Annotated in this window: 37 protein-coding genes and 2 tRNA genes; 18 read left to right on the top strand and 21 right to left on the bottom strand. The window is 60.4% G+C overall.

Going from position 1 to position 25,358, the window contains the following annotated elements; all coding sequences use genetic code 11:
- Positions 1-24: 24 nt before the first annotated feature.
- From ACSQ24_RS21725 to ACSQ24_RS21630, 20 genes are all read right to left on the bottom strand, one after another.
- Positions 25-2,301: a bifunctional DNA primase/polymerase gene (locus tag ACSQ24_RS21725; protein ID WP_436096690.1), complete on the bottom strand. Its 2,277-nt coding sequence runs from the start codon at positions 2,299-2,301 to the stop codon at positions 25-27.
- Positions 2,291-2,719: an SLOG family protein gene (locus ACSQ24_RS21720; protein ID WP_436097943.1), complete on the bottom strand. Its 429-nt coding sequence runs from the start codon at positions 2,717-2,719 to the stop codon at positions 2,291-2,293. Before ACSQ24_RS21720 ends, ACSQ24_RS21725 begins: the two co-directional genes overlap by 11 nt.
- Complete coding sequence (locus tag ACSQ24_RS21715) at positions 2,719-3,060, bottom strand: DUF6511 domain-containing protein (protein ID WP_436096689.1); 342 nt, start codon at positions 3,058-3,060, stop codon at positions 2,719-2,721. The genes ACSQ24_RS21720 and ACSQ24_RS21715 overlap by 1 nt, the downstream gene beginning before the upstream one ends.
- 140 nt (positions 3,061-3,200) lie before the next feature.
- Positions 3,201-3,518 carry a TSCPD domain-containing protein gene (locus ACSQ24_RS21710; RefSeq protein ID WP_436096688.1) on the bottom strand — a complete coding sequence of 106 codons (318 nt, stop codon included), beginning with the start codon at positions 3,516-3,518 and terminating at the stop codon, positions 3,201-3,203.
- The gene (locus ACSQ24_RS21705; protein WP_436096687.1) at positions 3,508-4,383 is read right to left on the bottom strand and encodes a DNA-methyltransferase; all 876 of its coding nucleotides are present in this window, start codon (positions 4,381-4,383) and stop codon (positions 3,508-3,510) included. Before ACSQ24_RS21705 ends, ACSQ24_RS21710 begins: the two co-directional genes overlap by 11 nt.
- Positions 4,384-4,576: 193 nt before the next feature.
- Complete coding sequence (locus ACSQ24_RS21700) at positions 4,577-6,295, bottom strand: DEAD/DEAH box helicase family protein (RefSeq protein WP_436096686.1); 1,719 nt, start codon at positions 6,293-6,295, stop codon at positions 4,577-4,579.
- On the bottom strand, positions 6,295-7,980 hold the full coding sequence (locus tag ACSQ24_RS21695; protein WP_436096685.1) for a DNA cytosine methyltransferase: 1,686 nt from the start codon (positions 7,978-7,980) through the stop codon (positions 6,295-6,297). The genes ACSQ24_RS21700 and ACSQ24_RS21695 overlap by 1 nt, the downstream gene beginning before the upstream one ends.
- A complete protein-coding gene (locus tag ACSQ24_RS21690; RefSeq protein ID WP_436096684.1) occupies positions 7,977-8,906 on the bottom strand; it encodes an oxidoreductase in 930 nt (309 codons plus the stop codon). Before ACSQ24_RS21690 ends, ACSQ24_RS21695 begins: the two co-directional genes overlap by 4 nt.
- Before the next feature lie 2 nt (positions 8,907-8,908).
- Positions 8,909-9,133: a hypothetical protein gene (locus ACSQ24_RS21685; protein ID WP_436096683.1), complete on the bottom strand. Its 225-nt coding sequence runs from the start codon at positions 9,131-9,133 to the stop codon at positions 8,909-8,911.
- A gap of 24 nt (positions 9,134-9,157) precedes the next feature.
- Positions 9,158-9,517, bottom strand: a complete 360-nt coding sequence (locus tag ACSQ24_RS21680; RefSeq protein WP_436096682.1) for a hypothetical protein — start codon at positions 9,515-9,517, stop codon at positions 9,158-9,160.
- The gene (locus tag ACSQ24_RS21675) at positions 9,514-9,753 is read right to left on the bottom strand and encodes a hypothetical protein (protein WP_436096681.1); all 240 of its coding nucleotides are present in this window, start codon (positions 9,751-9,753) and stop codon (positions 9,514-9,516) included. The genes ACSQ24_RS21680 and ACSQ24_RS21675 overlap by 4 nt, the downstream gene beginning before the upstream one ends.
- Positions 9,750-9,995: a hypothetical protein gene (locus tag ACSQ24_RS21670; protein WP_436096680.1), complete on the bottom strand. Its 246-nt coding sequence runs from the start codon at positions 9,993-9,995 to the stop codon at positions 9,750-9,752. The genes ACSQ24_RS21675 and ACSQ24_RS21670 overlap by 4 nt, the downstream gene beginning before the upstream one ends.
- Entirely contained in the window at positions 9,995-11,074 is a 1,080-nt protein-coding gene (gene dnaN / locus ACSQ24_RS21665) for a DNA polymerase III subunit beta (RefSeq protein WP_436096679.1), read from the bottom strand. Before dnaN ends, ACSQ24_RS21670 begins: the two co-directional genes overlap by 1 nt.
- Positions 11,075-11,130: 56 nt before the next feature.
- Positions 11,131-11,388 (bottom strand): hypothetical protein, encoded by a 258-nt coding sequence (locus ACSQ24_RS21660; protein WP_436096678.1) that lies wholly within the window; start codon positions 11,386-11,388, stop codon positions 11,131-11,133.
- A complete protein-coding gene (locus ACSQ24_RS21655) occupies positions 11,388-11,747 on the bottom strand; it encodes a hypothetical protein (RefSeq protein ID WP_436096677.1) in 360 nt (119 codons plus the stop codon). The genes ACSQ24_RS21660 and ACSQ24_RS21655 overlap by 1 nt, the downstream gene beginning before the upstream one ends.
- 6 nt (positions 11,748-11,753) lie before the next feature.
- Positions 11,754-12,527 carry a hypothetical protein gene (locus ACSQ24_RS21650; protein WP_436096676.1) on the bottom strand — a complete coding sequence of 258 codons (774 nt, stop codon included), beginning with the start codon at positions 12,525-12,527 and terminating at the stop codon, positions 11,754-11,756.
- Positions 12,528-12,608: 81 nt separating this feature from the next.
- Positions 12,609-13,133: a DUF669 domain-containing protein gene (locus ACSQ24_RS21645; protein ID WP_436096675.1), complete on the bottom strand. Its 525-nt coding sequence runs from the start codon at positions 13,131-13,133 to the stop codon at positions 12,609-12,611.
- A gap of 275 nt (positions 13,134-13,408) precedes the next feature.
- Positions 13,409-14,200 (bottom strand): ATP-binding protein, encoded by a 792-nt coding sequence (locus ACSQ24_RS21640; protein ID WP_436096674.1) that lies wholly within the window; start codon positions 14,198-14,200, stop codon positions 13,409-13,411.
- 69 nt (positions 14,201-14,269) lie between these two features.
- On the bottom strand, positions 14,270-15,082 hold the full coding sequence (locus ACSQ24_RS21635; protein ID WP_436096673.1) for a hypothetical protein: 813 nt from the start codon (positions 15,080-15,082) through the stop codon (positions 14,270-14,272).
- A gap of 10 nt (positions 15,083-15,092) precedes the next feature.
- Positions 15,093-15,326, bottom strand: a complete 234-nt coding sequence (locus tag ACSQ24_RS21630; protein ID WP_436096672.1) for a hypothetical protein — start codon at positions 15,324-15,326, stop codon at positions 15,093-15,095.
- Between the two features lie 226 nt (positions 15,327-15,552).
- On the opposite strand from ACSQ24_RS21630, the gene ACSQ24_RS21625 reads away from it, so the two are divergent.
- From ACSQ24_RS21625 to ACSQ24_RS21595, 7 genes are all read left to right on the top strand, one after another.
- Positions 15,553-15,756 carry a helix-turn-helix domain-containing protein gene (locus ACSQ24_RS21625; protein ID WP_436097942.1) on the top strand — a complete coding sequence of 68 codons (204 nt, stop codon included), beginning with the start codon at positions 15,553-15,555 and terminating at the stop codon, positions 15,754-15,756.
- A 487-nt stretch (positions 15,757-16,243) separates the two neighbouring features.
- Entirely contained in the window at positions 16,244-16,933 is a 690-nt protein-coding gene (locus ACSQ24_RS21620) for a helix-turn-helix domain-containing protein (RefSeq protein ID WP_436096671.1), read from the top strand.
- A gap of 101 nt (positions 16,934-17,034) precedes the next feature.
- Entirely contained in the window at positions 17,035-17,628 is a 594-nt protein-coding gene (locus ACSQ24_RS21615) for a hypothetical protein (protein ID WP_436096670.1), read from the top strand.
- 184 nt (positions 17,629-17,812) lie between these two features.
- Complete coding sequence (locus tag ACSQ24_RS21610) at positions 17,813-18,025, top strand: hypothetical protein (protein ID WP_436096669.1); 213 nt, start codon at positions 17,813-17,815, stop codon at positions 18,023-18,025.
- A 50-nt stretch (positions 18,026-18,075) separates the two neighbouring features.
- Positions 18,076-18,246 (top strand): hypothetical protein, encoded by a 171-nt coding sequence (locus tag ACSQ24_RS21605; protein ID WP_436096668.1) that lies wholly within the window; start codon positions 18,076-18,078, stop codon positions 18,244-18,246.
- A 5-nt stretch (positions 18,247-18,251) separates the two neighbouring features.
- Positions 18,252-19,433 carry an RtcB family protein gene (locus tag ACSQ24_RS21600; protein ID WP_436096667.1) on the top strand — a complete coding sequence of 394 codons (1,182 nt, stop codon included), beginning with the start codon at positions 18,252-18,254 and terminating at the stop codon, positions 19,431-19,433.
- A gap of 4 nt (positions 19,434-19,437) precedes the next feature.
- Positions 19,438-19,977, top strand: a complete 540-nt coding sequence (locus ACSQ24_RS21595; RefSeq protein ID WP_436096666.1) for a sigma-70 family RNA polymerase sigma factor — start codon at positions 19,438-19,440, stop codon at positions 19,975-19,977.
- On the opposite strand, the gene ACSQ24_RS21590 is transcribed toward ACSQ24_RS21595, so the two are convergent.
- Positions 19,974-20,183 (bottom strand): hypothetical protein, encoded by a 210-nt coding sequence (locus ACSQ24_RS21590; protein WP_436096665.1) that lies wholly within the window; start codon positions 20,181-20,183, stop codon positions 19,974-19,976. The genes ACSQ24_RS21595 and ACSQ24_RS21590 overlap by 4 nt on opposite strands.
- Positions 20,184-20,314: 131 nt before the next feature.
- Between ACSQ24_RS21590 and ACSQ24_RS21585 the strand changes: the two genes are divergently transcribed.
- From ACSQ24_RS21585 to ACSQ24_RS21535, 11 genes are all read left to right on the top strand, one after another.
- Positions 20,315-20,560 carry a hypothetical protein gene (locus tag ACSQ24_RS21585; RefSeq protein WP_436096664.1) on the top strand — a complete coding sequence of 82 codons (246 nt, stop codon included), beginning with the start codon at positions 20,315-20,317 and terminating at the stop codon, positions 20,558-20,560.
- 12 nt (positions 20,561-20,572) lie between these two features.
- Positions 20,573-20,905, top strand: coding sequence for a hypothetical protein (locus ACSQ24_RS21580; protein ID WP_436096663.1), 333 nt, complete (start codon positions 20,573-20,575; stop codon positions 20,903-20,905).
- Complete coding sequence (locus ACSQ24_RS21575) at positions 20,902-21,114, top strand: helix-turn-helix domain-containing protein (RefSeq protein WP_436096662.1); 213 nt, start codon at positions 20,902-20,904, stop codon at positions 21,112-21,114. Before ACSQ24_RS21580 ends, ACSQ24_RS21575 begins: the two co-directional genes overlap by 4 nt.
- The gene (locus tag ACSQ24_RS21570; RefSeq protein ID WP_436096661.1) at positions 21,111-21,527 is read left to right on the top strand and encodes a GIY-YIG nuclease family protein; all 417 of its coding nucleotides are present in this window, start codon (positions 21,111-21,113) and stop codon (positions 21,525-21,527) included. Before ACSQ24_RS21575 ends, ACSQ24_RS21570 begins: the two co-directional genes overlap by 4 nt.
- Positions 21,528-21,721: 194 nt before the next feature.
- Complete coding sequence (locus ACSQ24_RS21565) at positions 21,722-22,177, top strand: hypothetical protein (RefSeq protein ID WP_436096660.1); 456 nt, start codon at positions 21,722-21,724, stop codon at positions 22,175-22,177.
- A gap of 119 nt (positions 22,178-22,296) precedes the next feature.
- Positions 22,297-23,229 carry a DUF6456 domain-containing protein gene (locus ACSQ24_RS21560; RefSeq protein WP_436096659.1) on the top strand — a complete coding sequence of 311 codons (933 nt, stop codon included), beginning with the start codon at positions 22,297-22,299 and terminating at the stop codon, positions 23,227-23,229.
- Positions 23,226-23,471: a hypothetical protein gene (locus ACSQ24_RS21555; protein WP_436096658.1), complete on the top strand. Its 246-nt coding sequence runs from the start codon at positions 23,226-23,228 to the stop codon at positions 23,469-23,471. Before ACSQ24_RS21560 ends, ACSQ24_RS21555 begins: the two co-directional genes overlap by 4 nt.
- A 973-nt stretch (positions 23,472-24,444) precedes the next feature.
- Positions 24,445-24,523: transfer RNA gene (locus tag ACSQ24_RS21550), tRNA-Pro, on the top strand.
- Positions 24,524-24,548: 25 nt separating this feature from the next.
- A tRNA-Trp gene (locus ACSQ24_RS21545) sits at positions 24,549-24,623 on the top strand.
- Between the two features lie 128 nt (positions 24,624-24,751).
- Positions 24,752-24,943, top strand: coding sequence for a hypothetical protein (locus tag ACSQ24_RS21540; protein ID WP_436096657.1), 192 nt, complete (start codon positions 24,752-24,754; stop codon positions 24,941-24,943).
- A gap of 85 nt (positions 24,944-25,028) precedes the next feature.
- Complete coding sequence (locus ACSQ24_RS21535) at positions 25,029-25,241, top strand: HNH endonuclease (RefSeq protein ID WP_436096656.1); 213 nt, start codon at positions 25,029-25,031, stop codon at positions 25,239-25,241.
- The last annotated feature ends 117 nt before the right edge of the window (positions 25,242-25,358 follow it).

The following is a 25,358-nucleotide window of genomic DNA, read 5'->3' as shown; positions in this document are numbered from 1 at the left end:
ATTTGTCAAATGGTTTGGATAAATTTAGGCAGCAAGTTTCAGCGTCGCCCCAGTCCGCAGTACCTCTCCAGTCTCAACCAACCGGTCCAACGCAGCCGTTACCTGCCGCCCGTCAGCCTTCGACACGCCCTTGGCACGCAGCAGTATCGACCGGGCCAGCGTTCCGCCCTTCGCCCGACGGAGTGCGTTCAGGACGGATTTGCACAGGCCCTCGAATTCCGAACCAGCCATGAACTCGTTGACGCCGCGGTCCAGGCAATCAAGCGAGCGTTGAACGATCGACCATCCCCATTCGACATCGTCGACCGTGACCCGCGCCGCTTTGCCTTCCCTACTCAAAGCCCGCAGCACCGCCAGCTTCTGCGACTGTTCCGCGGCACGACCAACGACGCCTTCGTGGCCCTGGCGCTCTTCGATCTGCCCAATCTGCCAGTCTTCGATATCGAGCCAGCGACGCTTGGCGGCGTCCGACTCCCACGGGATAGCCGCCATACCGGGCCTGCGGCTGGCGTCAGCGACCGCGCCGAGGCCAGCGCGGCAATCCTGCTCTGCTGACTTGATCGCCGCTATCAGGCTTGCTGGCGCGACCATGATAGCCGGTGCCTCCTGTCGCTCCGGCATTTCGGTCGCGTGAATCACCGTCATGCGGTTTAGAAAACCATCGCTTAGGTTCGACTCGGTCAGGCCGTCATAGAACGTCGTCGGCGTCGTCACTGACATCAGCGTCAGGGTAGGGCAGTGCAGGGGCTCTGGATCCAGCCTTTTCGGATCCGAAAACTGCTTGCCCATCCACAGGTCCGTACTGAGGCTGTAGATCTCAAGCAGCGCACGGCGAACGGTCTGCGACCACGACGCCGCGCCCTTGCCGTTGACCGACTGCAGCAGCAAGCCAAATTCGTCTAGCGGCATCACGACGCTAGGCCGCTGCCGCAAGATCCGCTCAACCGCGCTGTCTGAAGTCGGCACGCCGGCGCTGACAAGCTTCAGCATGCCGCAGTCGTTCGCCAGCGTGCGGATAGCCTTGAGCGGATGCCCCTTGCCGAGTGCCGACGCGCCCAGTCCGACAAGATAGACGTTCAGCCCGACGCCCGTGGGCCCGACGAAGCGGCGGCCGTAGACACCAGCCACGAAAGCAATCGCCGTCATCATGGCGAACTCAGGCACGGGCCTGCGTCCGTATTCCAGCGTCCACTTCGCAATGGCCTCTAGCAGCCCGCCTGCGTTGCCAGGAATGAACGGGTCAACCGCACCACGGGGCGCTGCAACCGCAACGGCGGGGGTAGGGGCGGGCGCTGGCGCGTCCGCTTCCGCCGCTACAGCAGCCTTCGGAAACCAAGGCTCGAGCCCGTACAGCGTCGGCTCTTCAAACCCTATCCGCGCCTTCAGCCAGTCCGCGGCGAAGTCGAAGCCGCAGCCCATAGCCGACATGACTAGGTCAACCGGAGTGTACCCCTTCTCACCGTCGTGGAAGTCGCGGATACCCTGCGCGCTGATTTTTAGATTCGGGCTGCGGTCCTGCGTTGGCCTGCCGCGGTGCGACGGGCGCCAAAACGGCACGGCGACATAGCCGCCCCTGCGATTGCGGCTGAGTTTGGGTAGGTCCAACGAAGGAACCCAGTCGTCAAGCTTAGCGAGCGCCTGCGTGTTGAGCTCGCGCCAGATGCCATTGCCGAACCCGTCGCCCATCGGACGCAGAGGCGTAGGCGGCATGTAGCCGAACGGCGCGAGCACAGCAGCAATCTGGTCTGCGATGTCGTCGGGCAGCTCCGGCAAATCCGCGGGGTGCGTGTTCTCCAGCGTGTCGTCGGTCAGCCAGGCGTAGGGACGCCCCGTGTCCATGTGGATAGTGGGCGGGATAACCGTCTGCGTGCCGTGTGCCAGCAGGTCAACAATACGCTGATTGTTGATGTCGAAGTGACGCGAAACGATCGCGCGTGAGCCGCGATAGAATGCCGTAAAGCCCTTCTCTCCGCGCTTCTGCACCGTCGACATTGGCATGACCGACATAAGAGCCATGCTCATCGTTTCGTCGTCAGTATCGACGTCAATTGCGATGACGTCGCTGAAGCCCATCAGCACACACAAGCCAGCATCCGGCCAACGGGTCCACGTGCGGAGCTCAAATTCGGTCGGCGCACGGTCGCAATACTGGGACCAATCGTTACGGCCCCACCACTGCCCGCCGCGGAAGTCGCCGGGGCGCTTGGAGCCCGGCCGGCAGGGAATAACGGAATACCCAAGGTCAACGATGCGCTCGCCGTGGACGGCATAGGGGGCTTCGACTGGGGGCTTAATGAACATGGGCGGGCACCTCAATCTCGATTACTTTAAAGCCCATATCGTGAGCCTGGCGCACACAATCAGCTGTACCGTCGCCGCCGGGAAATGCGATAACGACGTCAGGCTGTTCTTCGAACAGCATGTGACCGTTGCGGATCGGGCCGGCGGCCTTGCCGTGCTTTTTCCACTGAGCCCGGTAGGCGCGACATTGAACGAAGTTCGGCGCTTCACACCATTTGCGCGCCAGTGTGTCTGCGCCAGTCGCGCCACCCTGAGCAATGGAAGCAAACGGTTCCGCAGCGTGCATCTCGTCCAGCGTTTCTCGCAGAATGAACGACTGAAATTCAGCAATCTTCCGCAGACGGGGCAGCGCTTCCCTCGGGGCGCGCCAGTCAACCACACCAAACCCGCGACCACCCGTGACCACTGCGCGGCGCATCACCAAGGCGCCCGCATCTCAGCGACCTGCCGGCGCAGGCTTTCCCCGAATTCGCCTATGATCGTGCTCAGGAACTTGAACCATTCTTCCTCGGTCAATTCGGCCATGTTAGATTTTCCCCACCCATCCAGCAGTTCGCCAGCTTTCTCGCCGGCGTCGGCTCGAGCGCGCAGCTCATAAGGGTCAAAGTTTCGCACCGTCCGGATCTCCGCGAGGTGAGGAATACAATCGTTGCAGACCCAGCGCGGATTACCGCCAGGGCTGCCCGCGCCGACTCCGACCGCGTGCCGCCTGCAGACGAAGCAGTCGGCGGGGTCGTTGATGTGGGGTCTAGCCGCCATCCTTGGCACCTCGCGGTTTCTTGCTGCCTATCGGAACGCGCTCTTCCTGCGGCTCCGGCACGTACACAGGCTTGGCTACCCACGGCGTCGGCTCAGGCAGGACGCGCTTGAGCAGAAACGCCGGGATGAAGGTGGTCGGCTCAGTTGTCATTGCTGGCCTGTGCTGACAGCAGGTCCAGAAGCGCGCCGATTGCTGACTCGGCCTCGCCGGACTCCGTCCGGCTTAGGCTGCGCGCCACGTCTCCGGCGGCGCAGCCGTGCTGCAGTAACAGCGACATCGCCACCGCCGCGTCACGGCAATTCACCTGCGCGTCGCTACCCACCTTACCGTTGTCCAAGAAGACCTCAGCCAGGCGCCCGTCAGGATAAAACGACACGCGCGCAGTGTACTCACGTCCGGCGTGCCAGAAGGTGACGTTCTGGCTTTCGCGGCGGTTGGAAAGGCGTTCACGCGGCATTCTGCTTACTCCGGCGCGCCGCACGTCGTGCAGCAATCTCTTCGGGCGTTGACTTGGTTGGCGGAATGCTGGCGGCTAGGGCGGCGATGTTGTCGTTGTCCGGCGCGAAGATATCTGGCGTCTTGGCGGACTTAACGCGCTCTGCGAACATGTCGCCTTGCTCGTAAGCTTTGCGGATGCGCTCGCACGCCACGTCGAAGTATTTGGGATCCAGTTCGACGCCGATGAACTTGCGACCCATCTTCGCGCAGGTCACGCCCGTAGTCCCCGACCCCATGAATGGGTCAAGTATTGTTTCGCCCGGGTTGGTGAAATCCTGCAGAAGCTCGCGCATCAAAGACACTGGTTTTTCTGTTGGGTGCCTGTGATCGCGCGAGGGCGGGTTGGTTAAATGTGTGTAGACGCCACGCTTGCCACCCGCATTCCACTTAGCATGACCCTTGCCGCCCCATGCGCAAACGAAGTTCTCAGCACCCATCGCCGGTCCCTGACCGTTTAGTTGCGGAGTGCTGTCTGGCTTCACCCAAACACAGGCGCGCTTGTACTTCAGTTGCGTTGCGTTGATCTCGTCAGCCCAACGCCCCACACCCTCCGGGGTGCAGAACGCAATAAACCAGCCGCCGCAGAGTCCGGACGAAGTTACTGTGAATGGCTTTCTAATCTCGTCTATCGACGCGAAGTTCAGCGCCTCTAGTTCGTTTCCGCCATCCGTGCGGAGATGCTTTCGGTGACGGAATTTAGCCTCGTGCATAAATGCTTCATACGGCGGATCCGAAATCACATGCGAAACCGGAGTCAGCCCCGCCATCACCTCCAGGCAGTTACCATTGTACAAAGTACAATCGCCGATAGTTTCAACCCGCATCCGCCATCTCCTTCTTCACGACCGCGAAGCCGGCATGGTTCAAAACGGTCAGTATAGTCTGCGCGAGGTCAGGAAGACTCATAGGTTGGCCATTGTTTATGAAAAATCGTAACAGCGCGTCGTAAGGTGTCATATTCTGCACATCCTTATGAAAAACAGTAATTGTGCGCATTGCTGCACTTGAGTGCAGCAGTCAGAACGGCAAATCGTCATCGAGAATTGCTGACAGCGACCGATTATCGTTGTCAGCCGAGACGTTATCGTTCGCCGCCACACCCGGCTTAAAGTCTTTCACGTCACAATACTTACTTCCCGCCTGCGGCTTGATGCTGATTTCCGCAGTGTCCGCGAGCTCGCCTTGCCTGCTCAGGAACTCGTCCACATTGCTAGGAAACGGCAGCGGGCCTGAATGCTGTGACCACCAGCGGTCCGCTTTCTGCTTGGCAAAACCGCTGTGCTGTGGGCACAGCCAAGTTTTGTAGACAGTCAGGCCGCTGGTGAACTCAGCTCTTACGCTCGGCGTGCCGCCTAGCTTCTCGTGGTATTTAAAGCGGCGGTGGCGGACGGGGAGCCATTCAGCAGTGGTTACACTCAATATAGGGGCGGTGTCGGCGGTCGCCTCAAAGCGGGGCTTCTCCTGAATGTCGAATTCGTGGCCGCAGCAAGAGCAACGCCGCACACTAGCGTGGTTGATTTCAAAACAACTAGGGCAGACCTTAATCGGAGCCTCACCCTGGCCCTTGCCGGGTCGCCGGGGCTCGATCATATCCACCGGCCCGTGCTCTTTGATGTTGCCGGCGAAGTCCATGTACCGGCAGTTTGGCTTGATGTGGCCAGCGATAGCCGCTCGCCTGGCGTCAGCGTCGACGGCCTCCGGGTCGAACCCCGGCGGGTACACGACGCGAGTGCCGCGGCCCGCGCGCTGGACGTACCTAGCCGCCGACATCGTCCTGTAACAGTCAACAATCAGGTCAACGCCAACGATATTCGTGCCCGTGCTGAGCACGTTATCGTTGACTAGGCCCCACAATTCTCCGGACTTCAGGGCTTCGATCAGGCGGCGACGTTCGCCAGCCGGGGTGCCGCCGTGGACGACCTCAACCTCGCGCCCCGCCATCTGGAAGGCGTCGCGCATGCGATGTGCGTGCTCAACACCACGGGTGAAAATCAGCGACTTGCGGCGCGCACCTTCGACGTCCAGCACTTCCTGCACGACGCGCTTGTTGAGGTCGTCGGTGTCAACCGCCTCGCGATAGTCGCTGAACTTGTAGTCGCCCATGGACTTGCTGACGCCGGCGACGTCGTAGTTCGTCGAGAGCGGTTTGCTAGAAAGAGGCGTAAGATACCCGTCATCCACGCCCTGGCGGATGGAGTAGGTGTACACGACGCGGTCAAAGAGCTTGTCGTCGCCTTCGTCCAGCCGGCCCGAATCCAGCCGATAGACAGTCGCGGACAGCCCAACAATCTTCAGGTCGGGATTGATGGCCCGCAGAGCATTGATGAAGACACGATAAATCGCGTTCTCTTTGGTTGGAACCAAATGTACTTCATCAATGATTAGGACGTCTACATGGCCAATCTCATCTGCTTTGTTATATACAGACTGAATCTGCCCAAAGAGCACCTGAGCTTTGTAATCTCTGCGGTTTGCTCCCGCTGCAGCAACTCCTGCAGGAGCAAACGGACAAAGACTAAGGAACTCAGCGTAATTTCCGAGGACCAACTCAATCACATGCACGACATTCAGAAGGCGCAAATCCGGATAGTCGCGGATCAGCTCCTCGAACAGCGTTCCGAGCGTAATGGACTTGCCGACGCCCGTGGCCATGTCGACCAGCGGGTTGCCGTCGGCTTCCTTCCAATAGTCGAAGATGCTGTCTACGGCTTCGCGCTGGTAATAGCGGATGGGCATTAGGCGGCTTTCCGAACGGCTGAATTATCGTTGGCGGCGGGCATGTGGAGGGCGATGCGTCCGCCAATCCAACGCATGACCGGGACGGCCATAGAGTTGCCAAGCGCCTTGTAGCGAGGCCCGTCAGCGTCATAGCCGGGCGGCAGCGTGTAATCGTCAGGGAAGCCCTGCAGACGCTCGCACTCGCGCGGGGTGAGGCGGCGGACGGCGGAGCCCGTGAATGTCGCGGGGTAGCCTTGACCCGGCTTACCGCCACCCCGTCCAAGCGCGCCCGCTGTGTCGTTCTGGCTGACTTCGGAACGCTGGTTTTCGTGAATGGCGACGGCTTGCTGGATTACGGTTGATGGCCGGCTTGGCCTATTCTCACCTTCCGCTCGAAGGGTTCCGGCGATGGCATCCTGTACCCAATAGCCCTGTCCACTTTCCCGCATCGCAACTATAGGATTGCCCCGACCGGTGCCGTCTTCGCTGGCGTCGAATCCTTCAGCACGCAGGGTGTGTGTGACGGTCCCCGTCACACACACCACATCACCGCCCTGGTTGCCGCCAACCGGGCCGCCCGCCATCAGCGGCTGCGCAACGTCAACAACGCGCGCCTTAAAGTCTTTGCCGCTGTTCTGAGGCATGATGGAATAGACGGTCGCCAGACTGTCGCACGTATCGACGTCCGTGCCGTAAGGGCGGTCCCCACCCGTCTTGTTGCCACCAGCACGGACGGTCGGCGCCACGTCTACGGCCACCATCGTAGTGGTCTCATAGTCCTGCGAGTTGCCCTCGCGCGTTGCGACGCAACGCGCGATATCGGGCGCGAACGTCAGCACGTGCGGCTTGTCGCCGCCGCCGCTACTGGCTCTCAGCGTCCCGCCTACTTCATCTCCAAGTTCCGCCGTTGCTCCACCGTCACGACCGCTCAGAGCGACGCTCAACGCCGCAGTCAGTGGGACGTCGTCGGTGCTGTAGCCGCCACCCTTTCGAGCGCCGCCTGCAACTGTTCCGGCAACGTCTTTCCGCGCTTCTCGGCTCGGCGCAGGATTCCCGAGCACGCCAACGGGCTCAAAAAGAACCGCTGCGGGATCGGCCCCGTTTCCAAAATCGACGACAACGAACACACGACGGCGTCGTTGGGCCAGGCCGAAGTATTGAGCGTCCTTGACAGCCCACGCGGCACGTCCTTTGGGTCCAGAGACCATGCCTGAGTTTGGCCAGCTGCGCCCACCTGGCGGTGGTATGGCATCGTCTGCGCCGACAATTGCTCCCAAGAAACAGCCGAAGGCGTTGTCTTTGGTGCTAAGGACGCCGGGCACGTTTTCCCAAACGACGTTTCGAAGAGATCCAGTGTTTGCGAGAGCATGGGCGAGCCTGACGAATGAGAGCGTGAGATTGCCGCGGGCGTCGGCGAGGCTGCGGCGCAGACCGGCAACGCTGAATGCCTGGCAGGGGGTTCCGCCAACCAGAATAGCGGGCAGCGGAATGCCGAGCTTGCGAAGGTGCCGCACGCGTAGCGCTGTTAAGTCGCCCCACAGGCGTGTGGCGGGGTAGTGGTGCGCAAGGATGCGGCGCGGGAATTTCTCGATTTCGGACAAGAGGCAAGCGCGCCAGCCGAGCGGGTGCCAAGCGACGGAGGCCGCTTCAATGCCGGCGCAGACGGAGAGAAAAGGTACGGTATTGTCGTTTTCAGCTTTCACCGCGAAGCCCCATCCACAAAAACGCTTCCGTCCGGCATCTGGTAACTCACCGTCTCAGCCTCCTCATCGAAATCGATCTGAGTGCCTGGCACGAGCGCCGGCACGAACAGGTGCGCCCCGCACCCTTCACGCTGCTCGTCGATCGACAGCGGCTTTGTGAAACGACCGCAAGACCAGGCGGCGTCGCCATGGCGCTCGGGCGTGGCGTGCAGGCACGACCGGCACGTCACGCGGGGCATAGCGCCCCAACACACTTCTTTCTGCCTGCAGAACATGCCGCGGAAGTCGTCAGGCTTCTTGCAAACGCGGGCCGGCGGTTCGTCGCTGAACACAATACGCTCGGCCCGCGCGACCTGACGGATGCAATAGTCAGCGTCATACTCGCCGCGTTGGATGTTGCGCTCGTCGGTATCCTTGTTGACGTAGACATATGCCCAACGGGTCAGGCCGAAAGCGTGGCAACCAAGCTGAAGCTGCCCGTAATGTGTGGGCTGGGCGACCTTGACGCCCTTCTTTTCGACCTCCTTGTACTTGTCGTCCTTGTGCGATTTGATCTCGAGCAAGTGCGGGGTGACGGGTGCTTCTTTTAGACCAGTGACAGTGCCGTCCTTTTTCCCGCGCAGATGCCCGTGCGCAAACCGCATTTTGTCCTGCGTGCCGGTGACCTCGCAGCCGGCCGCCTCAAGGTTGTCGACAAGGCGCTCTTCCCAGATATTGCCGGTCTCGAAAATCGACCGCTTGCGACCGTCGATGAACTCGCGCTCACTGACCCAGCGCATGGCCAGCCAAAGGGCTCGGTCACATTCCAGGCCGATGTCACCGACGCTGATGCCCCACGAGTCCCAGTCACGGGCCGCAAGCTCATACGCCCGGTAAATAGCCAGCACGGTCGGGCTGATCGTGGTTGTGGCGGGGAGGGTGGCCAAGGTTAGAAAGCGCCCAGCCAAACACCGACGCCATGGATCACCCCGACAGGTGCGACGACGCAGCCGAACAGCAGCAGGATCCAAGCGCTCGCCTTGATGCAGACGAAGACGTGGGTAATCCAGGCAGCAGCGGACGCGAAGAATAGCGCGGCGGCTAGGGTTATGCTTCCAACAACAGCGGTCGTTTCCATATCACCTGTCCGAAAAATGAAGCGAAGATCGGTCACTTGCTGCACCGTGTGCAGCAATGGCTAATGCGCGGTGGCGAAGACCAGCGGCGGGAAAGTATCTGCAGCGCCGTTTTGGATTACCGGCACGCCGCCAACGCGGACTTCGGGCGACCACTTGTACCGATACTCGGCAGGCACCAGTCCGCGATCGACACGCCGCCTCGCCTCATCCCAGTCAATCACCACCCCATCACGCGCCAGCGGCGGCTTCGGGTACAGGACGTCCCAAATCTTGCGTGCCGTATCGTCGTCGGCTCGGATGAAAAACGTGTGCGGGTTAGCGAAGAAACCGTCTTTCTGCTTGTCGTTCAGGAACGGCAACTCGTCCCATTCGACGTTCATCAGCTTGCGGAGGAAGTTGTGAGCAAATTCAAAGGTCATTGTGCTAGCTCCAAGAGAACGGGCGGGTGCCGCGTACCAATAACGAACAGTTGAATATCAGCGCCTTGGCTAATCATCTCTCGCTCGTAATCGGTGAAGGTCCACTGACTGACCATCACCGGCGTATTCTCGCCGCTTACCGCGCAATGCGTCGTCTGATCGCGAAGCGGAAGACCAATATAGCCTTGGCTTTCGCCAATGACGCGCGTAGCGCCGTCAATGTGCCACGGGGTCATCGGCCCATCTCCTTGTTGTAGTGACGCAGGCAAGCAACCGAACTGCTCCATTTTGGGAATAACATCCGCTCGACGATTGTCGGATAATCCTGCGCCGGCGCATCGCGGAGCGCCTCGTTCAGGTCTTCGTCAGGCATGAGACCGCGCCGCTTCAGTTCGTCTTCAAAATCGTCATCATCACACTCTTTGAATACGTCGCGGACGTCGACTTCGGCTTGGACGTAGACTGTGCCGTACGCCATCACGACACCCGCATGGGCATCAGGACACAGAGCAGCGCACCGCCCGCTTCAATAACGGCCGGGCTGCCAGAGTCGTTGAGCTTGAGCCGTACGTCCGGGTCTGAGAACGTGCCCAGCACGTCGCGCAGGTACGCAGCGTTAAAGCCGATCTCCAGCGGCTCGGCATCGTACCCAACCGCGAGCTCGTCCTCGGCGGAACCCTCGTCGCTCTTTGCCGACAGCGTCAGGGCACCCGCGACCAGAGAGAGCTTCACCGAGCGCCCGCGCTCGCTTGAGATGGTCGACACGCGGTCGGCAGCGGCAAACAGCGCGGCGCGGTCGACGGTGGCGACCTTGGCGTTGTCGCGCGGAATGACCCGCTGATAGTCGGGGAACGTGCCGTCGATGACTTTCGACACCACCTCGAGCGCGTCCGACACAAAACGGACCTTCGTGGCACTGACCGATACTTCGATCTCACCGGCAGGCACGAGGCCAATGACCTTCCGCGGAACGATGACGCCTTGGAACTGGTCGACCGCAGCGCCGTCGTGCTGCGCTAGGCGGTGACCGTCCGTGGCAACGCCACGCAGCTTGCCGTCAATGACATGCAGATAGATGCCGTTCAGACAGAACCGCGTCTCCTCAGTCGAGATGGCAAACTTGACGGGCGCAAAGAGCGCAGCCAGGTCCGTCGTGAACGTCGCGTCGAACTTGCCAACCGTGATGTCGGGGAAATCCTCGGGCGGCAGCGTGGGCAGCTTGAACCTGCTCCGGCCCGACTTCACGATGAGGTTGTTCGGCTCGACGCTGACGGAGATATCGGCGTTCGCGGGCAACTTGCGGACGATGTCGCCGAGCTTGCTGGCGGACACCGTCACGGCGCCGCCTTCCGCGACCTTTGCCGCGCCGCGGTTGGTGATGCGGATATCAAGGTCCGTGCCGGTAATGCTGACCGTGCCGTCTGTGATGCCGTCTGGGCTGGGAGCGACGGCGAGCAAGACGTTGCCGAGCACGGGGATCGTATTGCGGGCTTCGACCACTTTCGTGACCGGCCCTAAAACGCGCAGCAGTTCGCTGCGCTCGAAAGAGGCGCGCATTGTTTTGTTCCTTGATGGGGGTGACTACTGCTGGCGCAGTAGTGGGGCGTTAGCCGCTAGGCGGCCCGATCAGAGGCATGACCGCGCGAGTCTGAGGCGCGAACATATGTCGTCCAGACTTCGTGCCCGTCGCGAGTAACCGGATGCATTTCCCTCACGTCGAAGTCGATATCATCGTAGTCATCGACAGGCGGTTCGAAGCCGTCGTTATCGACTTGGGCTTCAACGATAGCCTTGGCCTCCTCAACCGATTCCGCCTGAATTGGCATCGAGCCCCTGGCGTGAAAGCGATAGTCAACAATGAACCTCGCCATCACGCAGATTCCTTCAGATCATCGAGGTGGCATTCCAGGCAACCGCCGTCGCATGGGCGAACCTTCGCGGAGCGGTCGTCGAAAAGGACGCGCTCAACCTTGCGCCTGACGACATTGATGCTCTGCGCCGCAAGAGTGTCGGCGGCGTCGTGAAGTAGAGAAACAACACGATCGTCACCTAGGCGCGTGTTGAAGTGGCGCGTTGCGTAGAGCTTCACGCCGTCTCCCAAAACGATGTCGCCCTCAATTGCAGAGAACTTCCAGCCGATAGCATCAACCGCCGCCTTGACCCGCTGACGATTGTCGTTGTCAGCCGCTGGCGCTTCCATGGTGACGTGGCACTCGTAATAGCTTTTCATGCCGCCTCACCCCCTCACATGTTCAACAGAGACGCCCGCAGGCAGCGAGCCGAACGTCTTTTCAAAGTCACGCACGGCGGTCAGCAGAGCGTCGTTGACCTTCTCTGACACGCGGCCGGTCTTCTCCACGATGGCAACGACCACTTTGACCGGATCCGTGATGGTCAGCGTTCGCGTGGTCCGAACACTGAACGCTCGGCCGATACCGCCTCCGATACGGCCCTTCACGTCACGCTCGGCTCGAGCCGCTTCCCGTTGTGTTTTCTCATAGGCTGCAAAGGCGTCGTTGGCCTCGCCGATCGCATCACCCACGTCGGTGAACTCACCTTGCTCTGCGTTGGCGATGGCCTCTTGCTCGACCTGCTCCGCAGCGCGAGCGGCGGCTTCAGCTTCTTCCGCTACCCTGCGCGCCTCGGCAGCAATCACAGCCTTGCGCCGCTCCTCCGCCAGCGCAAAAGCCGACATGCGAGACTGCAGTTCGTCCTTGAGCTTGGCGAGCGGGCCCGTTGCCTCCTTGAAGGTCGCGTTGATATCCTTGACCTGCGTATTCAGCGGCCTGACCTGGCCGTCGCGGTCGGTCTCCATCTCGTCCAAGGATACTTTGGAACGATCCCAAAGCAGCTTGGCCTTGCGTGCAGTATCCTCGTCCTGAATGACTGGAGATTCCGCAAGGAAACCTGAGACTTCGCGGTATGTCGACCACCCTAGATCGATTGATGAGGGCGGTTCATTATTACCCTGAACCGCACGGGGGTTGTGCGCGTTGTCGACTTGCGCCATAGAGCGCACTCCTTTGCTACGGTAAGGGAATGACGGGCGGCGACTGCTATCTTACAGGACTGGAGTCGCCGCCCGTGGTCTTTATCGCGCCGGCTTAGCCCAAGGCTTGGCCTTGGCGGCGGCTGGTGTGGCTGCCTGGCGGTTGTCGTTGCTGGCGGGACGTGCCGCCACAGCCGGCGCGCCCTCGTCTTCAAACAGATACTGCTTGACGACGTTCTCCATCTCGCCGGTGCCCTTCTTGACGCCGTTGACCTTGATCTTCTTTTCCTGAATGCCGATTTTCACGCGAAACTGCTTGAAATGCAGCTCCTCGGTATCATCCGGCGCCAGCACACCAGTGGCCCTCCGCAGGCCGGCGAACTCGCGCTGGCCGATTTCAACCGCAATCTCGTTGTCGTTCTCGAGGTTGTAGTTCAGGTAATACGGGCGCTGGTCATACTCACCACCGACGACCTGCGCCTTGCATGCCAAAACCATACCGGTTCCGCTCTGCGTGGCCTTGTACTCGCTCTCAACGATTTCGAGCGTGTATTCCCCCACCACCATCGGCGTATAGCCACCAGACGGTTCAGCTTCGGGATTATAGTTTCCGCCAATACTAGCCATTTTTGGCAAAGCTCCATCGTTTACCGCCGAGGCGGTATTGCAAAAGTAGATATCCGATACTTAAAGTTAGGCCCCTCAAGCCCGTGGCCGCCGCTTTTCTTGGTTGGCAGACTTCCGCTGCCTAATTTTTAGCTTTTAAACGTTACAAAACTGACATGTCAGTGCAAGTGGCCTTTTTGCAACTTGCATACAATTCCTGCGCGAGTGCTTGAATCGTATCTAATACTTTTGCGTGATGTCAGTTACATGCCGTTACGTAAGTCGAATGCTCGCGGCTAGTCTGCGCCTGCTGCCTCCCACAACTCGGCCGGCAGATACTTGGCGATTGCAGAGAAACCCTCGCCACGCTTGAACGGCAGCACCGCTTCCGGAATGTCGTACCGGTTGCCTGCGATGAAACCTGGCCGCTCCTGCACGGCGATTACGATGTCTCCACCGCTGGCGCCGCGCTTGTTGGTCTTCTTGAAGCCAGCTTCTTCCTTCACGATCGACACCCGCTGGTGCAGAAAGCCAATCAGGTCGCTGGCGTCGACGATGATACCAACAGCCTCGTCACGCAGGTTTGGCATGTACCGCGGGTAGGATTCCGTGGTGACGCCCGGCACGGTCTTGGCCTTCACGTGGCTGATGATCACCACGTAATAACCGGCCAGCTTGAGCTTGAGCGCCTTGGCGATGAACTCGCGCCAGATTGCCGACTCCGCAGCGTAGCCCTTGCCGAAGCCGGGCTCCTCGATGTCCTTCCACCCGTTGCGGCTGCAAGCCTCGTCGCGAATGTGGATCTCGAGCCCGTCAGCGGCATCCAGTACGAACGTCTTGCGGTCGTGCTCCTCGGAGAGCATCCAGTCCATCTGGTCGACGATGTCCGCGTATGACTCGGACACGCCGAACGACATCATCTCAACACCGGCCGGGGGGCGCTCACCCTCGCCGGTGCGAACGTAGAACGGGTCGGGAAACTCCCCGGCCAGCGACGTCTTCCCCGACTTCGCGCCGGCGTACAGCAGCACGATCGGCGGATAAACGTCGTTCGCTTTCTTTAGGCCAGCGGCCCAGTCCAGTGCCATTTTTGCTCCTCGGTAAAAGCCCCTTGACCACGAAGGCCAAGGGGTCGCTCGGGTTGGACGTGCGAGCAGTTAGGCGGCGAGCTTGGCGCGGAGGTCAGTCAGCCGCTGCTCGAGTTCGTCGATTTCGGCTTGGATGGGCGCGTTGTCGTTCGCAGCCTTCGTAGTGCCCGGCGATACGGTGGTGAGGTCAGAAACGTCCTGATAGATCCACTCACCGCTCTCGATAATGCCGACCTTGAAGTTGGCGAACGCATCGCCGTCGTCATGGAACACGATGCCGATATCGCCGTGCTCAGTACGGACCCAGTCGCCGACCTTGGGGGTGGCTGCATAGGCTTCGACCAACTCGAGTTCCGGCACAGTAAAGAAGTACTCGCCCCAGCCCGTGCCGTAATCGATGCGGACGTTGTCGCCGACGAAACCAAGGATGGTTCCCGTCAAGTGGCCCGGGCGGCGAACCCTGTCACCCGCCTTGAACGCTGCGGTTGCTACGGCAACAGCAGCCGGCTCTTCCCATTCGGCGACGAGACTGCCGGTTTCGCGAGCATATGTCGCCTGCCGAACGCCGCTGTCGCTGTAGTATCCACCGCCGCCCTCCGTCGTCCACGGATAGATGTCTCCGCAATCGTCATCGATCATCGGCCCGACCTTCCGACCGTCGCGCGTCTTGTAGTGGCGACCAGCCTGGATGGTGAGGGCGTCGCTCCACTCTGAAACGAGCACGGCGTCGTCATCGCCGAAATACCGCGAACCGTCTGACTTCCATAGATGCCCGCTATCACGTGCCGCGAACGATCCGGTGGCGAACTTGTCAGCATACATCGGGCCGACCTTGTCGCCCTCAACTGTTCGGTAAAACTTGCCGACTTCAATATTGACCATCACCGACCCCTCAGTTCAAAGAAGCATTGGCGCGAGCCAAATGCGCCTGCTCACAGCACCCGCTCTCATCATCGTAGTCGTCGTTGTGATAGAGCTCGGTCTCGTAGAACCAGCGCTGACAGGCAACGCCCTCGACGTCCTCGTATTCGACCTTGAACATCTCGCCGCGCTCATCGACGCGATAGCCGACGATCGGACCGTTAATGAACGTCTCAACCTGATCGCCAATCATGAATTCACGCATAGGTCTCTCCCGTTAGATAAAAGCTTCCCGTCGCGGCCCTGGCCACGTTGAAAAATCACACTGATGAAAACTGGGTAGGCGTAGGCGGCTGGGCACTCGTCGCGCACCCAGAGGTTGTTTTATTCGGCCGTATTGCTACCCTTGTTAGCGTCTGTGCCGAGGCGCGTTAGTTTTGTCAACACGCGCTTTTACGGATATAACTTTGCCGCTTCCCGTTCAGATCCGAATGGCCCGCGCGGCACTGAATCTAGGCCTCAGAGATTTGGCCGAAATCACAGGCCTTGCCGCGCTAACGATAAGCCGTATCGAGAACGGCGGCGTCGCCAAGACCTCGTCTATGGAGGCAATCGAACGAGCTCTTTCCAGTCGCGGCGTCACATTTTTACCACCCAACAAAGACGGACCCGGCATACGCGTTACTCCAGACTGATATTCCCATTATTAGGATCACAGTCCTATGCCATGGGGAGTCAGGATAGACACGCAAGGCGCGGAAGGCTTACTGCGTGATGGCTGATCGGGTCGGTACTCCACCCGATTTGATGGGGCATGATCCTATGCGTCACGCCAGAATCGTTGTCATTGTGTGCCGCCGTCTCTAGTTTGACGCGGAACGCTTCTGGAATTACCCGTCGAACCGACCTCATGACCGTCGTTGGACAAAGACCCAATGCATCGGCGATACGCGAGGCAGAATCGCCAGACTCGTAGCGCTCCATAATGGCCGGCATCACGGCAAGCGCCGCCTGCATGTTTTCGCTTAGTGGCCTACCGGGATGAGCCATCGGCTTGATTCCTCGTTAACTACGAAGTGCATTAGCCGGTTCACACAATCATTTGTCAAATGGTTTGTTGATGTGCTGGAACAAATAATATGATAGCGCGTTGGCACAATTATTTGTCGAAGGAAGTCAGCAATGAACGATTTAGCGGATTTCATTAGGGCGCATCGCAAAGCTAAGGGCTTAACACAGGCGCGGCTTGCCGGGCGTATAGGTGTGTCCCCGCAGCGGGTACAGCAGTACGAAGCCGGGGATTGGACCCCAAGCGACGCTTGGTACAAGTTGCCCGACGCGCTTGAAATTAGCCGCGAGGAATTTCTAGCCGCGGTCCCAGAGGCGTTGCGCGTAAAACTACCAAACGCTCCGAAGTCCCGCGGCACCAGATTGGCTGCGATTGACGGGCCATCCAATTACGGACTTGAACCCATGGTTGGGGTTACGCCGGTGTTGGGACGGGCTGGAGCCTCGCCATCCGGCTACCTCATTATGGACGAGGCTCCCATCGCATGGGAGCCGACGCCCGTCGAACTGGCCGGTGTTCGCGATGGCTATATGCTTTATGTCGGCGGCGATTCGATGGCACCAAGATTCTTTTCTGGAGAGCGCGTATCGGTGCATCCAGGCCGTAGCCCGAAGCGCGACGACTTTATTGTTGTGCAGATCGAGGACGAGGGCGGGATAGGTGGCCTAGTGAAACAATATAAGGGTTGGGATGACGGCACCGGGGAATTGGTTCTCTGGCAATATAATCCGGAGAAGGAAATTCGTTATCCACAAGAGCGGGTTAAGGCGGTTCACTTGGTTTTGATACCAGGTCTCACATAAAATTATCCCACAATCATTTGACAAATGATTGAGTAGTGCATATAACGGCTGCATCGAAGCGATGCGGCCGTTTTTTATGGCCGCCTGGAGGGAGCGGCCCGATGTCATTCACGAGAGCAAGAGTCGTCGTCAGTTTCGAGTGCGATCTGGACGCCGTCCCGGGTTGGGGGCATACGCCGACAGACGGTTGGATCCAGCTATTCACCGAATCTGCCCTGCGTCAGAGCCATTACAACGTCACGGCAGAAGTCTTGCGCATCGACGAGATGCGCAAGGAGTTCGTGGACGGCAAAGGCTACAAGGCGCCGACGTTTCCGGCGCTCACGCTCACCACCAACACAGCGCCGGGCTATGCGGGGCATAGCGGGGCGCATACGCCGGGGCTGAAGCAGGGCCGCGTCGCAACTCCGCTTAGCGTCAGAGGCGGGCCGGGGTACGGCAACCACAACGGCATTGCTGTGCAGGATGCACGTGGCTACGTCGCCGCAGTTGCCATCAACGATGTGCCGGAACTCGATGCGCCCGCGCTGGCCCATCTGATCGCCGCCGCGCCGGATGTAGTCGAACACGCCAAACGCGTCATGGCCTTGCTCGCAAAGCACGGCCCGTCAATCGTGCCCCACCTCATGGACAGCGACGACAACGCGGGCCAGCGCTTGCGGGATGCCCTCGCCAAGGCGGAGGGCCGGTCATGAAATCCGGACCTACCTACTTTGTCACGCCGACGCTCCAGAACAAGGACGGAAACACGTGGCTGGTAATCAGCATCGGCGAGATGGTCAGTGCGGTTAGGCGTGGCGTTTGGCGCTCGGGTTGGGACATGCCGGAGCAATGTGTCGCGATCCAGATAGGTCTAGAGCCTGAAGAGGGGTTCGGACTATGACCGCGCCCCGCGCCATCAACCCCACGCTCCGCAGCTTCAACTCTGCCATCCGCGCCGCGCAGGTGTGGCTCATGGCAGACGCGCCGGCCCAAGCGCTTGCAGCCCTGCGCGTTGCGCTCGGTCACGCCAACCGCATCGGCCAACACGCCCGCAGCATGGTGCTTCGCGTCCTTTGCTGGGTGCGGGCGAAGGTGAGGGCTGGCAAGTGAGACGAAATTGGTGGCCGTGCCGAGTTTGCGGCGCCGAACACAAAAACCCAATGTCGTCGTCGCTGTGTGAGGCGTGCGGCGCTGCCGAGCGAGCTCAGCGCGAAGACACTGAGCGCACTGAACGTGAGGCCTACGAGGCCAGCGCGTTTGGTCAGTTCATGAGCCAGCCGGAAGACGAGCGCTGGCGGATGCTTTTCGATCGCCTCGAAGCTTTGGAGTAGACAGCATGACCAAGCACATCACTTACGGCCAGCACGACGCTAACACGCTCGAGCAAATGGACCGCTGCATGGAGCACGACGACGCTGTCATGGGCGTGCTCTGCGCCGACGGCCACATGGGCTACAATCACCCCATCGGCGGCGTCATCGGCTACCGCGAGCACATCTCCATCAGTGGCGTCGGCTTTGACATCGCTTGCGGGAACATGGCCGTGCAGCTCGACATCCCCGCCGCGGCCATCAAGCCGCGCATTGCGGACATCCTGGCGCAGATCAACTCAGTCATCAGCTTTGGCGTTGGCCGCGTAAATGACGAGCGAGTCGAGCACGCCATATTCGATAATGACGAGCTTTGGCGCGCGGCTGACGCCACCGACCTTCGCGCCAAAGCCAAAGCGCAGCTGGGCACTGTCGGGTCCGGCAACCACTATGTCGACATCTTCTCGGACGAATCCGGAAGCACGTGGATCGGTGTGCATTTCGGCTCTCGCGGGCTAGGCCACACCATCACGACGCGCGCGCTTAAGGAGGCGGGCGCCAAAGACACCATGAACGATCCTCCGGCGCTCGTCCTAGCCCAAACAGACGCGGGCCGGAGGTACATGGCGGGCATCGATCTCGGCGGCCTGTACGCCTACGCAGGGCGCGAGTGGGTGGTTGAGCGTGTGCGCCGGATCGTTGGCGGCATGGTGCTGCAGACCGTGCACAACCACCACAACTTCTTGTGGCGCGAGTATCACTGGACGGGCGAGCCGCTTTACGTCGTTCGCAAAGGTGCGACGCCTGCCTTCCCCGGGCAGCTTGGCTTCGTCGGCGGATCCATGGGTGACCGTGCCGTCATCCTCGAGGGCGTCGATAACGCGGAATCCCGTCACGCTATGCATTCCACAGTCCACGGGGCAGGGCGCGTGATGTCCCGAACAGCGGCGCGCGGTCGCTTTGTCAAAGATGAGAATGGCAAGAAGCAGCGCCAGCCTGGCCTTGTCCGTCATGATGAGTGGCAGGCATGGCTTGAGCGCGAGGACGTGACCGTTGTCGGCGGCGACTTAGACGAGGCTCCGCAGGCATACAGGCGCCTGCCGGATGTTCTGGCTGCCCATGCCAACACGATCGCAATCAAGCACGTCCTGAAACCCGTTGGCGTGGTTATGGCCGGCGCTTCAGTCGTCGACCCATACAAGGATTGATCAGATGCCCCAACCCGCCAACGACAACCGCCCCGCCGAATTCGACGCGGCAATCCTGGCTTATGTCCCCGGGATGCATAAGCTCGCACGTCGCCTGCGGCCCGAAGCCCCCGGCCACGTCCGCGAAGACCTTGTCCAAGCGACGCTGTGCCAGGCGTTCGCAACGTGGCGCTCCTACCGCCCTGAAAACAGCCCGTACACATGGCTGCAGTTCATCATGCGCGACCTCAGCCGCGACGATATCAAGCGCCAGCAGAAAACCGCGGCCTTCAAGCTGAGCCTAGCCGGTGTGTCTGTCCGCACCACCCCGCCGAACCAGGAGCACGCTGCGGACCTGGCTTTGGTGGTCGGGCGTATTTCGCCGGAACTGCGGGCCGATATGCTGGACGTTGCGCAAGGGGCGCCCTTGGCCGAGCCAGCCTCCCGCCGCGGTACGTCCCGGCAGCGCGTAGAGCAGATTCTGAAGCGCGAACGGGCCCGGCTTGCTGGGCTTGAGCGCCAAGCGGACACGCGCCGCGATGTGGCTTACGGGAGGGCCGCCTAGCCCTTCCGCGTCCGCTCGGGCCCTATCTCGCGCCGCAGTATCAGAGCCCCGTGCACGAACTGCACCTCGCGCCCGGGCCTGTGCTTTAGCGCCTCTTCATAGGCTGCCTTGGCCACACTGACGTTTCCCGCCCAGGCCATGACCTCGCGCACGCCCTCAGGCGTGATGCTCACGACCTCCCAGTCACTTCCGACCTTGTTGCCCATGTGCGTGCTCCTTGCCGGAACATATGAGGAACAAAAATAATTGCACGTCAAGCCACTAACGCTCTTGCGTTATAGCGCATTTGCGCTATATTGGAGTCATGAACAGCGGCGGTGCCGCAGGGGAGACGGACATGACCAACGAGCAGATGAAGGCGGGGCGGTTCGCTAAGTTGGCCAAGGGCCGCAAGCTCCTGGCTCGCATGAACGACGCTTGGAACCGTGGCGGCTTCGTCCGGATCGGTACGGCCACCCGCTACACCGACTACAAGGTGAAGCACCGCGACATGGTCAAGATGGGCGCTTCCGGCTCGGTCTACACGCAGAGCGGCAAGAACTGGAATTGCGCCGACTTCTGCAGCTTCCAGTTTTCGGCATAAGGACAGACGACTATGGCGGGCAAGATCAAATGGAGGGTGGATGAGGCGCCGACGGGCCCGTATCGGTCATTCTTTAAGCGAGGCTGGCCGAGTGCTTCGTATCATTCCGGAGACCCTGCTGCGCGTATCGCATGCGACCAAGGCTATCGCCCAGCCGACGCCAAGAGCAGCGACCACCCGCCGCTTCTAGTGCATATTGCCGAGTGGTTTGACCGCGAGGGGCAATGCCAGTCGTTCAAGTGGCGCAAGCTCAAAGGCACGTTTGCTACTTTATCAGATGCCAAGGCAGCGGCCGAGCGGTTCATCGAAGCACACCCAGAGTACGGGCCAAAAGCCCCCGCATGACTCCCACACAGTTCCGCGCCATCCGAACCGAGTTAGGGCTGTCGCAGGCGGCCCTAGCAGCCGTTCTGGGCTACGGCTCGCCGATGCGTATTTCTGAGTTCGAGCGCGCCACAAACCCTCGTGCCGTGCCGCTGCATGTGGCGATGCTGATGGTGGCTTTTCAGGACGGGTGGAGGCCGGAAAACTGGCCGAAAGGAAAAGATAATTGACGATATTGAAGCCAACTACCGTTTATCTAGTCGGACTTGAGGATGGTGACTACGTGTTTCCATTTACAAAAATTGGTGTAGCGCTCAGTATGAAGAGCCGCTTGGGAAGCCTAAACACGGGAACACCGTTCAATTGCTTCGCTTATCGGGAGTATCTATTTCAGCACCGCTCCGACGCGCTCAGGGCCGAGAAATCAGCCTTGGCCCTACTCAATGACAGAAAGGCCAAGGGAGAGTGGGTGCATGGCCGCCCTGACGAAATTGCGCCGATCGTCCGTCATTTGCTGATCGATAAGTCTCCTCGCGAAAAGAGCATCTGGGAGAGACTCGATAGAACGCCAAAAGTCAGCCTCTGGGATCCGATTAATAAGTGCCTGAAGGGCACTCCTGAGAGCAGAGGAGCCTTGCATTAGAAAGCGCAAACGGGATGCAAATTGAAAATAAGGCATCCCGCCACAATTTCAAATTGCAAAAAAATTGAAGATTTCCTTACAACGGAAAACAGCCTCTAAGTCACTGATTTATATAGACTCTATATACGTATATATATGTGTTTGTAAATTTGTAAGAGTCTAAATGAAGCTCTTAGAGTAGGGGATAATTCTATATGCGTGCAAGACTGCAAACCGCCCTCAAACCCAAACCCCGCTCAGCCTCCGGCGCGCCGCTCAAGGAATGGCACTTACAGTCGAGCGCTGTGAAGTGGCTGCGCCGCTACCGGCAAGCCGGCTGGCCTATTCGTATTGCGGGCGACATGAACGCCGGCCGGCGGACGCTTCGTGAGCAGGGCCAGGCATCAGCGACCGGGATCAACGCCGGGGAGCCCGACGTGCGGGTTTACCTCCCGGCCGGTAAATTGCTCCTGGCCGAGTTCAAGCGAGAGGGCGAGACGACGAGCGAAGAGCAGGACGACGCTCACGCGGAACTGCGAGCCCTCGGTCACGACGTCATCGTACTGACACCCGCCAACGAAGACGAAGCAGCCGCACAACTTGCCGAAGCCGTCTCCCAACGGCTCGGCATGCCCATTCCGCACTGGGAGCCGCCTGCGAACGATAATTGACAAATGATTGTGTGATTCTGATAGTAGCTGGAGTCGGGCGGTTCCAAGGGGCTGCCATTCGTTTGCGGCCGCGAGGTAACGCTGCAGCGCCGCCCGACACATCACAACAGGGCCAGAGCATGACCAACGCCTCAGACGAGCCGGAAGCTGACAACGACGCCCCGCCAGCCAATCCGCTGGACTATCTCGACTCGCTGCTGGACGCAGGCGACATCACGACGGCCCAGCGCGACGCGGGCGAAATCTTCCGGCGCCTTGGCCAGCATGCGCTCTCGGCAGCCACGCCAGCAACCACAGTGTCATTCCCGTGGCGTTATGCCAACGGTGTGCACTCGACGCTGTTCGAGCCCAAGCGGTTGGTTGTCGAGCGCTACGAAGCGGCACGAGAGGCGGCCGGTAACAACGAACGTCGTCGCGAGATCACCCGCGCTCTCGTGGCTCGTGTTCCTGACTATCCGGCCAGCCCGTCACTGATCGCGGAGGGCTTGCGCCAGATCGCGCTGCACTGGTGGGGCAAGGACGCGCTGCGCACCACCACCAAGCACGGCGTGACTTTGGCGGCAACTGCGGCGAACGACAACACGCCAACGCCAGAGCGCGCTGCCCACGGCACGCCCGCAACGGGCAGGGACAATTTCGAGCGGCTGCTGGTCCGCGGTCAAATTGACGAGGATCCGGAAGTCGCTACGGCTCTCTATGCGGCTGGCCTGCGGTACGAGACCGAGCATGCGGTTGCTTGGTCTGGGCAGTATGCCAGCCCAGACTATAGCAAGCCTGTGGTCGACGGCGGATCAGACAGGGCGCCGGTCTCTGAGCGTCAGCAGTCAGCTAGGGAGCGCCTGCGGCAGGCGCGGGCGTCAATGGGCGTCCGATATGCTGAGGTGGTTGACGCGGTCGTTCTGCAGGGGCTGACGCTCGAGGCAGCGGGTCGGCGGTTCTGCGGGTATCGCCAGCCCGACTCTGCTAGAGCCGCCGCAAAGGAACGCCTAAATGCGGGGCTTCGTTCTTTAGCGGTGCATTTCGGGATTGCGGTTAGGAGAAAAGCAGCATGAGCGTTTGGAAATTAGAGTTTACCGTACAGTTCAAGGAAGCGGGAGGGGTGAGCGTCTACGTCGACACACAAGGCATCGTAGTTGTTGCTGGAAATGAAACTGGCGCAAGGCTTACGGCTTCGCTCTACGATGGTTTGGTGGGAGAAAGATGGTGGTGGCGCGACCCGGCCATAACCTCCTGCGTAGAGATAATCGACGAAGGATTAGGTTTCGTGGTTATGGCGAACGAGCCGACTGGATAAGTAGACCACGGCTCACCACGGCTCATGTGATAAGGTGATAGCAACACTACGAATTGCGCCCACCACACGGGCGTGCACGAATAGGCAACTGCCGGGACCGCGAAGTCACCAAGTGCTTGCACGAAGGGTCCGACGAGCTGCAGATCGCCTGCAGCGGCTGTGAACATACCCCGCTAGACGGGATTAATCTTTCACAGCCGCACCATATTGCCGGAGACCGAGCGCGCCAGCGCCAAGGTCCGGCTACACCACCGGCTTGCGGGGTTTTCTCCTTCACCCGCGTTTGCCGGTTCGCCCCGGGTTGAGCAGGTCGCTGGTGCGACCTTGGGCCGATTGGCCTGGCTCCCCGGGGCATTTGAATTGCTGTATAGCAAATAGGGCAGACCCGGTGCTGGGTAGAGAACGAGCGAGGGCGGGCGAAAGCCAACGGCCGATTGAGGTCAGCCAAACGCGCTCCGGGTGAAGAAATACCCCGGCAACTTATTCGCCCGAATGGGCAACGTATTTGGCTCTGGCAGCGGCCATTGCCTTCTTTCGTCCCCGGACTGCCTCTGTCGCGTAGCTGGCGACACGCAACCGGCTTATGGCCGTATACAGCTGAGGTGCTGCTCTGCGGACCAAGCCCGAGAGACAAAGCCGACACCGTGCGGGTTGATCGCCGCACAGGACGGGACAAAGGCTCGGGAATTGAATTAGCCCGCCAGGGCAAACGAGCAGTGGGTTGCGGGTTAGTCGCCGCAACTGCGGGCGGCCTGACTAGCTGCCCGCACCACGTTATTGCGAGAGCCGTTGGGGTTCTTCGCTTGAAGCCCGAGCCTGCAAACGGCTTTGTGGTGCAAAACCACTAGGGCAGCCCAACGGGTAGCCGCGCAAGCGGAGCAACTAACACGAGGCGTCTGTACACGCCTACTCGCATCCCCACTTTCTGGTTCAACGAGGTATCGCGATGGAAGATCGACCGCGACCCAGCCCTCAGGGTGTGGGGAAGTTTGGCCGTTCCCGCCTGCCTTGGAAGCAGGAGCCCGACAGTTCGAATCTGTCCACCCTGACCAATTCCTGGCGACTGCCGTAACGCACATCAGCGTGTTGTAACGGTAGCTTGCCGGTCTCCAAAACTGTGCGGTCTCGGTTCGAATCCGAGCGCTGGTGCCAACTAATTGGGTTCGGACCATCTCCTCCCGCGGGAAGCCTTGATCGTGGACGCGCGACGTGGGCAAGCCCGGCAAAAGTGATTTGGTGACAGCCGGAGAGACGGCACCTCATTGCTGTAAGGAGCACCAATGACCAACGTCCGTCTGATTAGAACGTGCACCGGCGAGCTCAACGTTGCGGTCGGTGACCAGTACGCGCAGGGCGCCAGGGTCAGCAGCATCAACATGCTGGATGGTGAGCTATCAGACGTCATCATCGTGCCCATGAAGAGCGTGGTGCTGGAGGAACAGAGCACTGTGGTTCCGTTCAAGCGTGACTGATACAAGGCCATGGCGTCGGCTCTACAAGCTGGCTCGCTGGTCCAGGCTGAGGCAGTGGCAGCTGTCTAACCACCCGCTGTGTGCCATGTGCATGGCCATGGAGGACATCACGGAGGCCGACACAGTCGACCATGTGAAGCCGCACAAGGGTGACGAGGCGCTGTTCTGGGATCAGGACAATCTGCAGAGTCTATGCGCCGCGTGCCACAATAGGCACAAGCAGCGGGAGGAGAGGGGAACAGCGCGTCCCGCCTTTGGCGTTGACGGGTATCCCATCCAATTGTGCGTCGCACAATGAAAAACGCAATAATATTGCGCATTTTGACGTTGACAACAGAAATGTCACACCCACCGGGGACTTCGATGTCTGGGGCCCCTGAATCAAGGGACCGGTGTGTGCCCTCAACGTTAGCGC

Source organism: Allobosea sp. LjRoot237, from assembly GCF_964253285.1.
In the GTDB taxonomy this organism is placed as follows: Bacteria; Pseudomonadota; Alphaproteobacteria; order Rhizobiales; family Beijerinckiaceae; genus Allobosea.
The sequence above is the reverse complement of the archived record's forward strand: the minus strand, read 5'-3'. Positions and strand labels throughout refer to the sequence as shown.

What these genes read in the sequence shown, in the direction of transcription:
- ACSQ24_RS21565 (WP_436096660.1), top strand. Translation starts at nt 21,722, where the DNA reads ATGCGTGCAAGACTGCAAACCGCCCTCAAACCCAAACCCCGCTCAGCC.
- ACSQ24_RS21645 (WP_436096675.1), bottom strand. Translation starts at nt 13,133, where the DNA reads ATGGCTAGTATTGGCGGAAACTATAATCCCGAAGCTGAACCGTCTGGT.
- ACSQ24_RS21590 (WP_436096665.1), bottom strand. Translation starts at nt 20,183, where the DNA reads ATGGGCAACAAGGTCGGAAGTGACTGGGAGGTCGTGAGCATCACGCCT.
- ACSQ24_RS21560 (WP_436096659.1), top strand. Translation starts at nt 22,297, where the DNA reads ATGACCAACGCCTCAGACGAGCCGGAAGCTGACAACGACGCCCCGCCA.
- ACSQ24_RS21675 (WP_436096681.1), bottom strand. Translation starts at nt 9,753, where the DNA reads ATGACCCCGTGGCACATTGACGGCGCTACGCGCGTCATTGGCGAAAGC.
- ACSQ24_RS21595 (WP_436096666.1), top strand. Translation starts at nt 19,438, where the DNA reads ATGCCCCAACCCGCCAACGACAACCGCCCCGCCGAATTCGACGCGGCA.
- ACSQ24_RS21635 (WP_436096673.1), bottom strand. Translation starts at nt 15,082, where the DNA reads ATGGTCAATATTGAAGTCGGCAAGTTTTACCGAACAGTTGAGGGCGAC.
- ACSQ24_RS21625 (WP_436097942.1), top strand. Translation starts at nt 15,553, where the DNA reads ATGGCCCGCGCGGCACTGAATCTAGGCCTCAGAGATTTGGCCGAAATC.
- ACSQ24_RS21660 (WP_436096678.1), bottom strand. Translation starts at nt 11,388, where the DNA reads ATGGCGAGGTTCATTGTTGACTATCGCTTTCACGCCAGGGGCTCGATG.
- ACSQ24_RS21605 (WP_436096668.1), top strand. Translation starts at nt 18,076, where the DNA reads ATGTCGTCGTCGCTGTGTGAGGCGTGCGGCGCTGCCGAGCGAGCTCAG.
- ACSQ24_RS21725 (WP_436096690.1), bottom strand. Translation starts at nt 2,301, where the DNA reads ATGTTCATTAAGCCCCCAGTCGAAGCCCCCTATGCCGTCCACGGCGAG.
- ACSQ24_RS21575 (WP_436096662.1), top strand. Translation starts at nt 20,902, where the DNA reads ATGACTCCCACACAGTTCCGCGCCATCCGAACCGAGTTAGGGCTGTCG.
- ACSQ24_RS21680 (WP_436096682.1), bottom strand. Translation starts at nt 9,517, where the DNA reads ATGACCTTTGAATTTGCTCACAACTTCCTCCGCAAGCTGATGAACGTC.
- ACSQ24_RS21705 (WP_436096687.1), bottom strand. Translation starts at nt 4,383, where the DNA reads ATGCGGGTTGAAACTATCGGCGATTGTACTTTGTACAATGGTAACTGC.
- ACSQ24_RS21610 (WP_436096669.1), top strand. Translation starts at nt 17,813, where the DNA reads ATGACCGCGCCCCGCGCCATCAACCCCACGCTCCGCAGCTTCAACTCT.
- ACSQ24_RS21670 (WP_436096680.1), bottom strand. Translation starts at nt 9,995, where the DNA reads ATGGCGTACGGCACAGTCTACGTCCAAGCCGAAGTCGACGTCCGCGAC.
- ACSQ24_RS21615 (WP_436096670.1), top strand. Translation starts at nt 17,035, where the DNA reads ATGTCATTCACGAGAGCAAGAGTCGTCGTCAGTTTCGAGTGCGATCTG.
- ACSQ24_RS21700 (WP_436096686.1), bottom strand. Translation starts at nt 6,295, where the DNA reads ATGCCCATCCGCTATTACCAGCGCGAAGCCGTAGACAGCATCTTCGAC.
- ACSQ24_RS21540 (WP_436096657.1), top strand. Translation starts at nt 24,752, where the DNA reads ATGACCAACGTCCGTCTGATTAGAACGTGCACCGGCGAGCTCAACGTT.
- ACSQ24_RS21655 (WP_436096677.1), bottom strand. Translation starts at nt 11,747, where the DNA reads ATGAAAAGCTATTACGAGTGCCACGTCACCATGGAAGCGCCAGCGGCT.
- dnaN (WP_436096679.1), bottom strand. Translation starts at nt 11,074, where the DNA reads ATGCGCGCCTCTTTCGAGCGCAGCGAACTGCTGCGCGTTTTAGGGCCG.
- ACSQ24_RS21720 (WP_436097943.1), bottom strand. Translation starts at nt 2,719, where the DNA reads ATGCGCCGCGCAGTGGTCACGGGTGGTCGCGGGTTTGGTGTGGTTGAC.
- ACSQ24_RS21710 (WP_436096688.1), bottom strand. Translation starts at nt 3,518, where the DNA reads ATGCCGCGTGAACGCCTTTCCAACCGCCGCGAAAGCCAGAACGTCACC.
- ACSQ24_RS21580 (WP_436096663.1), top strand. Translation starts at nt 20,573, where the DNA reads ATGGCGGGCAAGATCAAATGGAGGGTGGATGAGGCGCCGACGGGCCCG.
- ACSQ24_RS21650 (WP_436096676.1), bottom strand. Translation starts at nt 12,527, where the DNA reads ATGGCGCAAGTCGACAACGCGCACAACCCCCGTGCGGTTCAGGGTAAT.
- ACSQ24_RS21715 (WP_436096689.1), bottom strand. Translation starts at nt 3,060, where the DNA reads ATGGCGGCTAGACCCCACATCAACGACCCCGCCGACTGCTTCGTCTGC.
- ACSQ24_RS21630 (WP_436096672.1), bottom strand. Translation starts at nt 15,326, where the DNA reads ATGCGTGAATTCATGATTGGCGATCAGGTTGAGACGTTCATTAACGGT.
- ACSQ24_RS21620 (WP_436096671.1), top strand. Translation starts at nt 16,244, where the DNA reads ATGAACGATTTAGCGGATTTCATTAGGGCGCATCGCAAAGCTAAGGGC.
- ACSQ24_RS21640 (WP_436096674.1), bottom strand. Translation starts at nt 14,200, where the DNA reads ATGGCACTGGACTGGGCCGCTGGCCTAAAGAAAGCGAACGACGTTTAT.
- ACSQ24_RS21585 (WP_436096664.1), top strand. Translation starts at nt 20,315, where the DNA reads ATGACCAACGAGCAGATGAAGGCGGGGCGGTTCGCTAAGTTGGCCAAG.
- ACSQ24_RS21535 (WP_436096656.1), top strand. Translation starts at nt 25,029, where the DNA reads ATGTGCATGGCCATGGAGGACATCACGGAGGCCGACACAGTCGACCAT.
- ACSQ24_RS21600 (WP_436096667.1), top strand. Translation starts at nt 18,252, where the DNA reads ATGACCAAGCACATCACTTACGGCCAGCACGACGCTAACACGCTCGAG.
- ACSQ24_RS21555 (WP_436096658.1), top strand. Translation starts at nt 23,226, where the DNA reads ATGAGCGTTTGGAAATTAGAGTTTACCGTACAGTTCAAGGAAGCGGGA.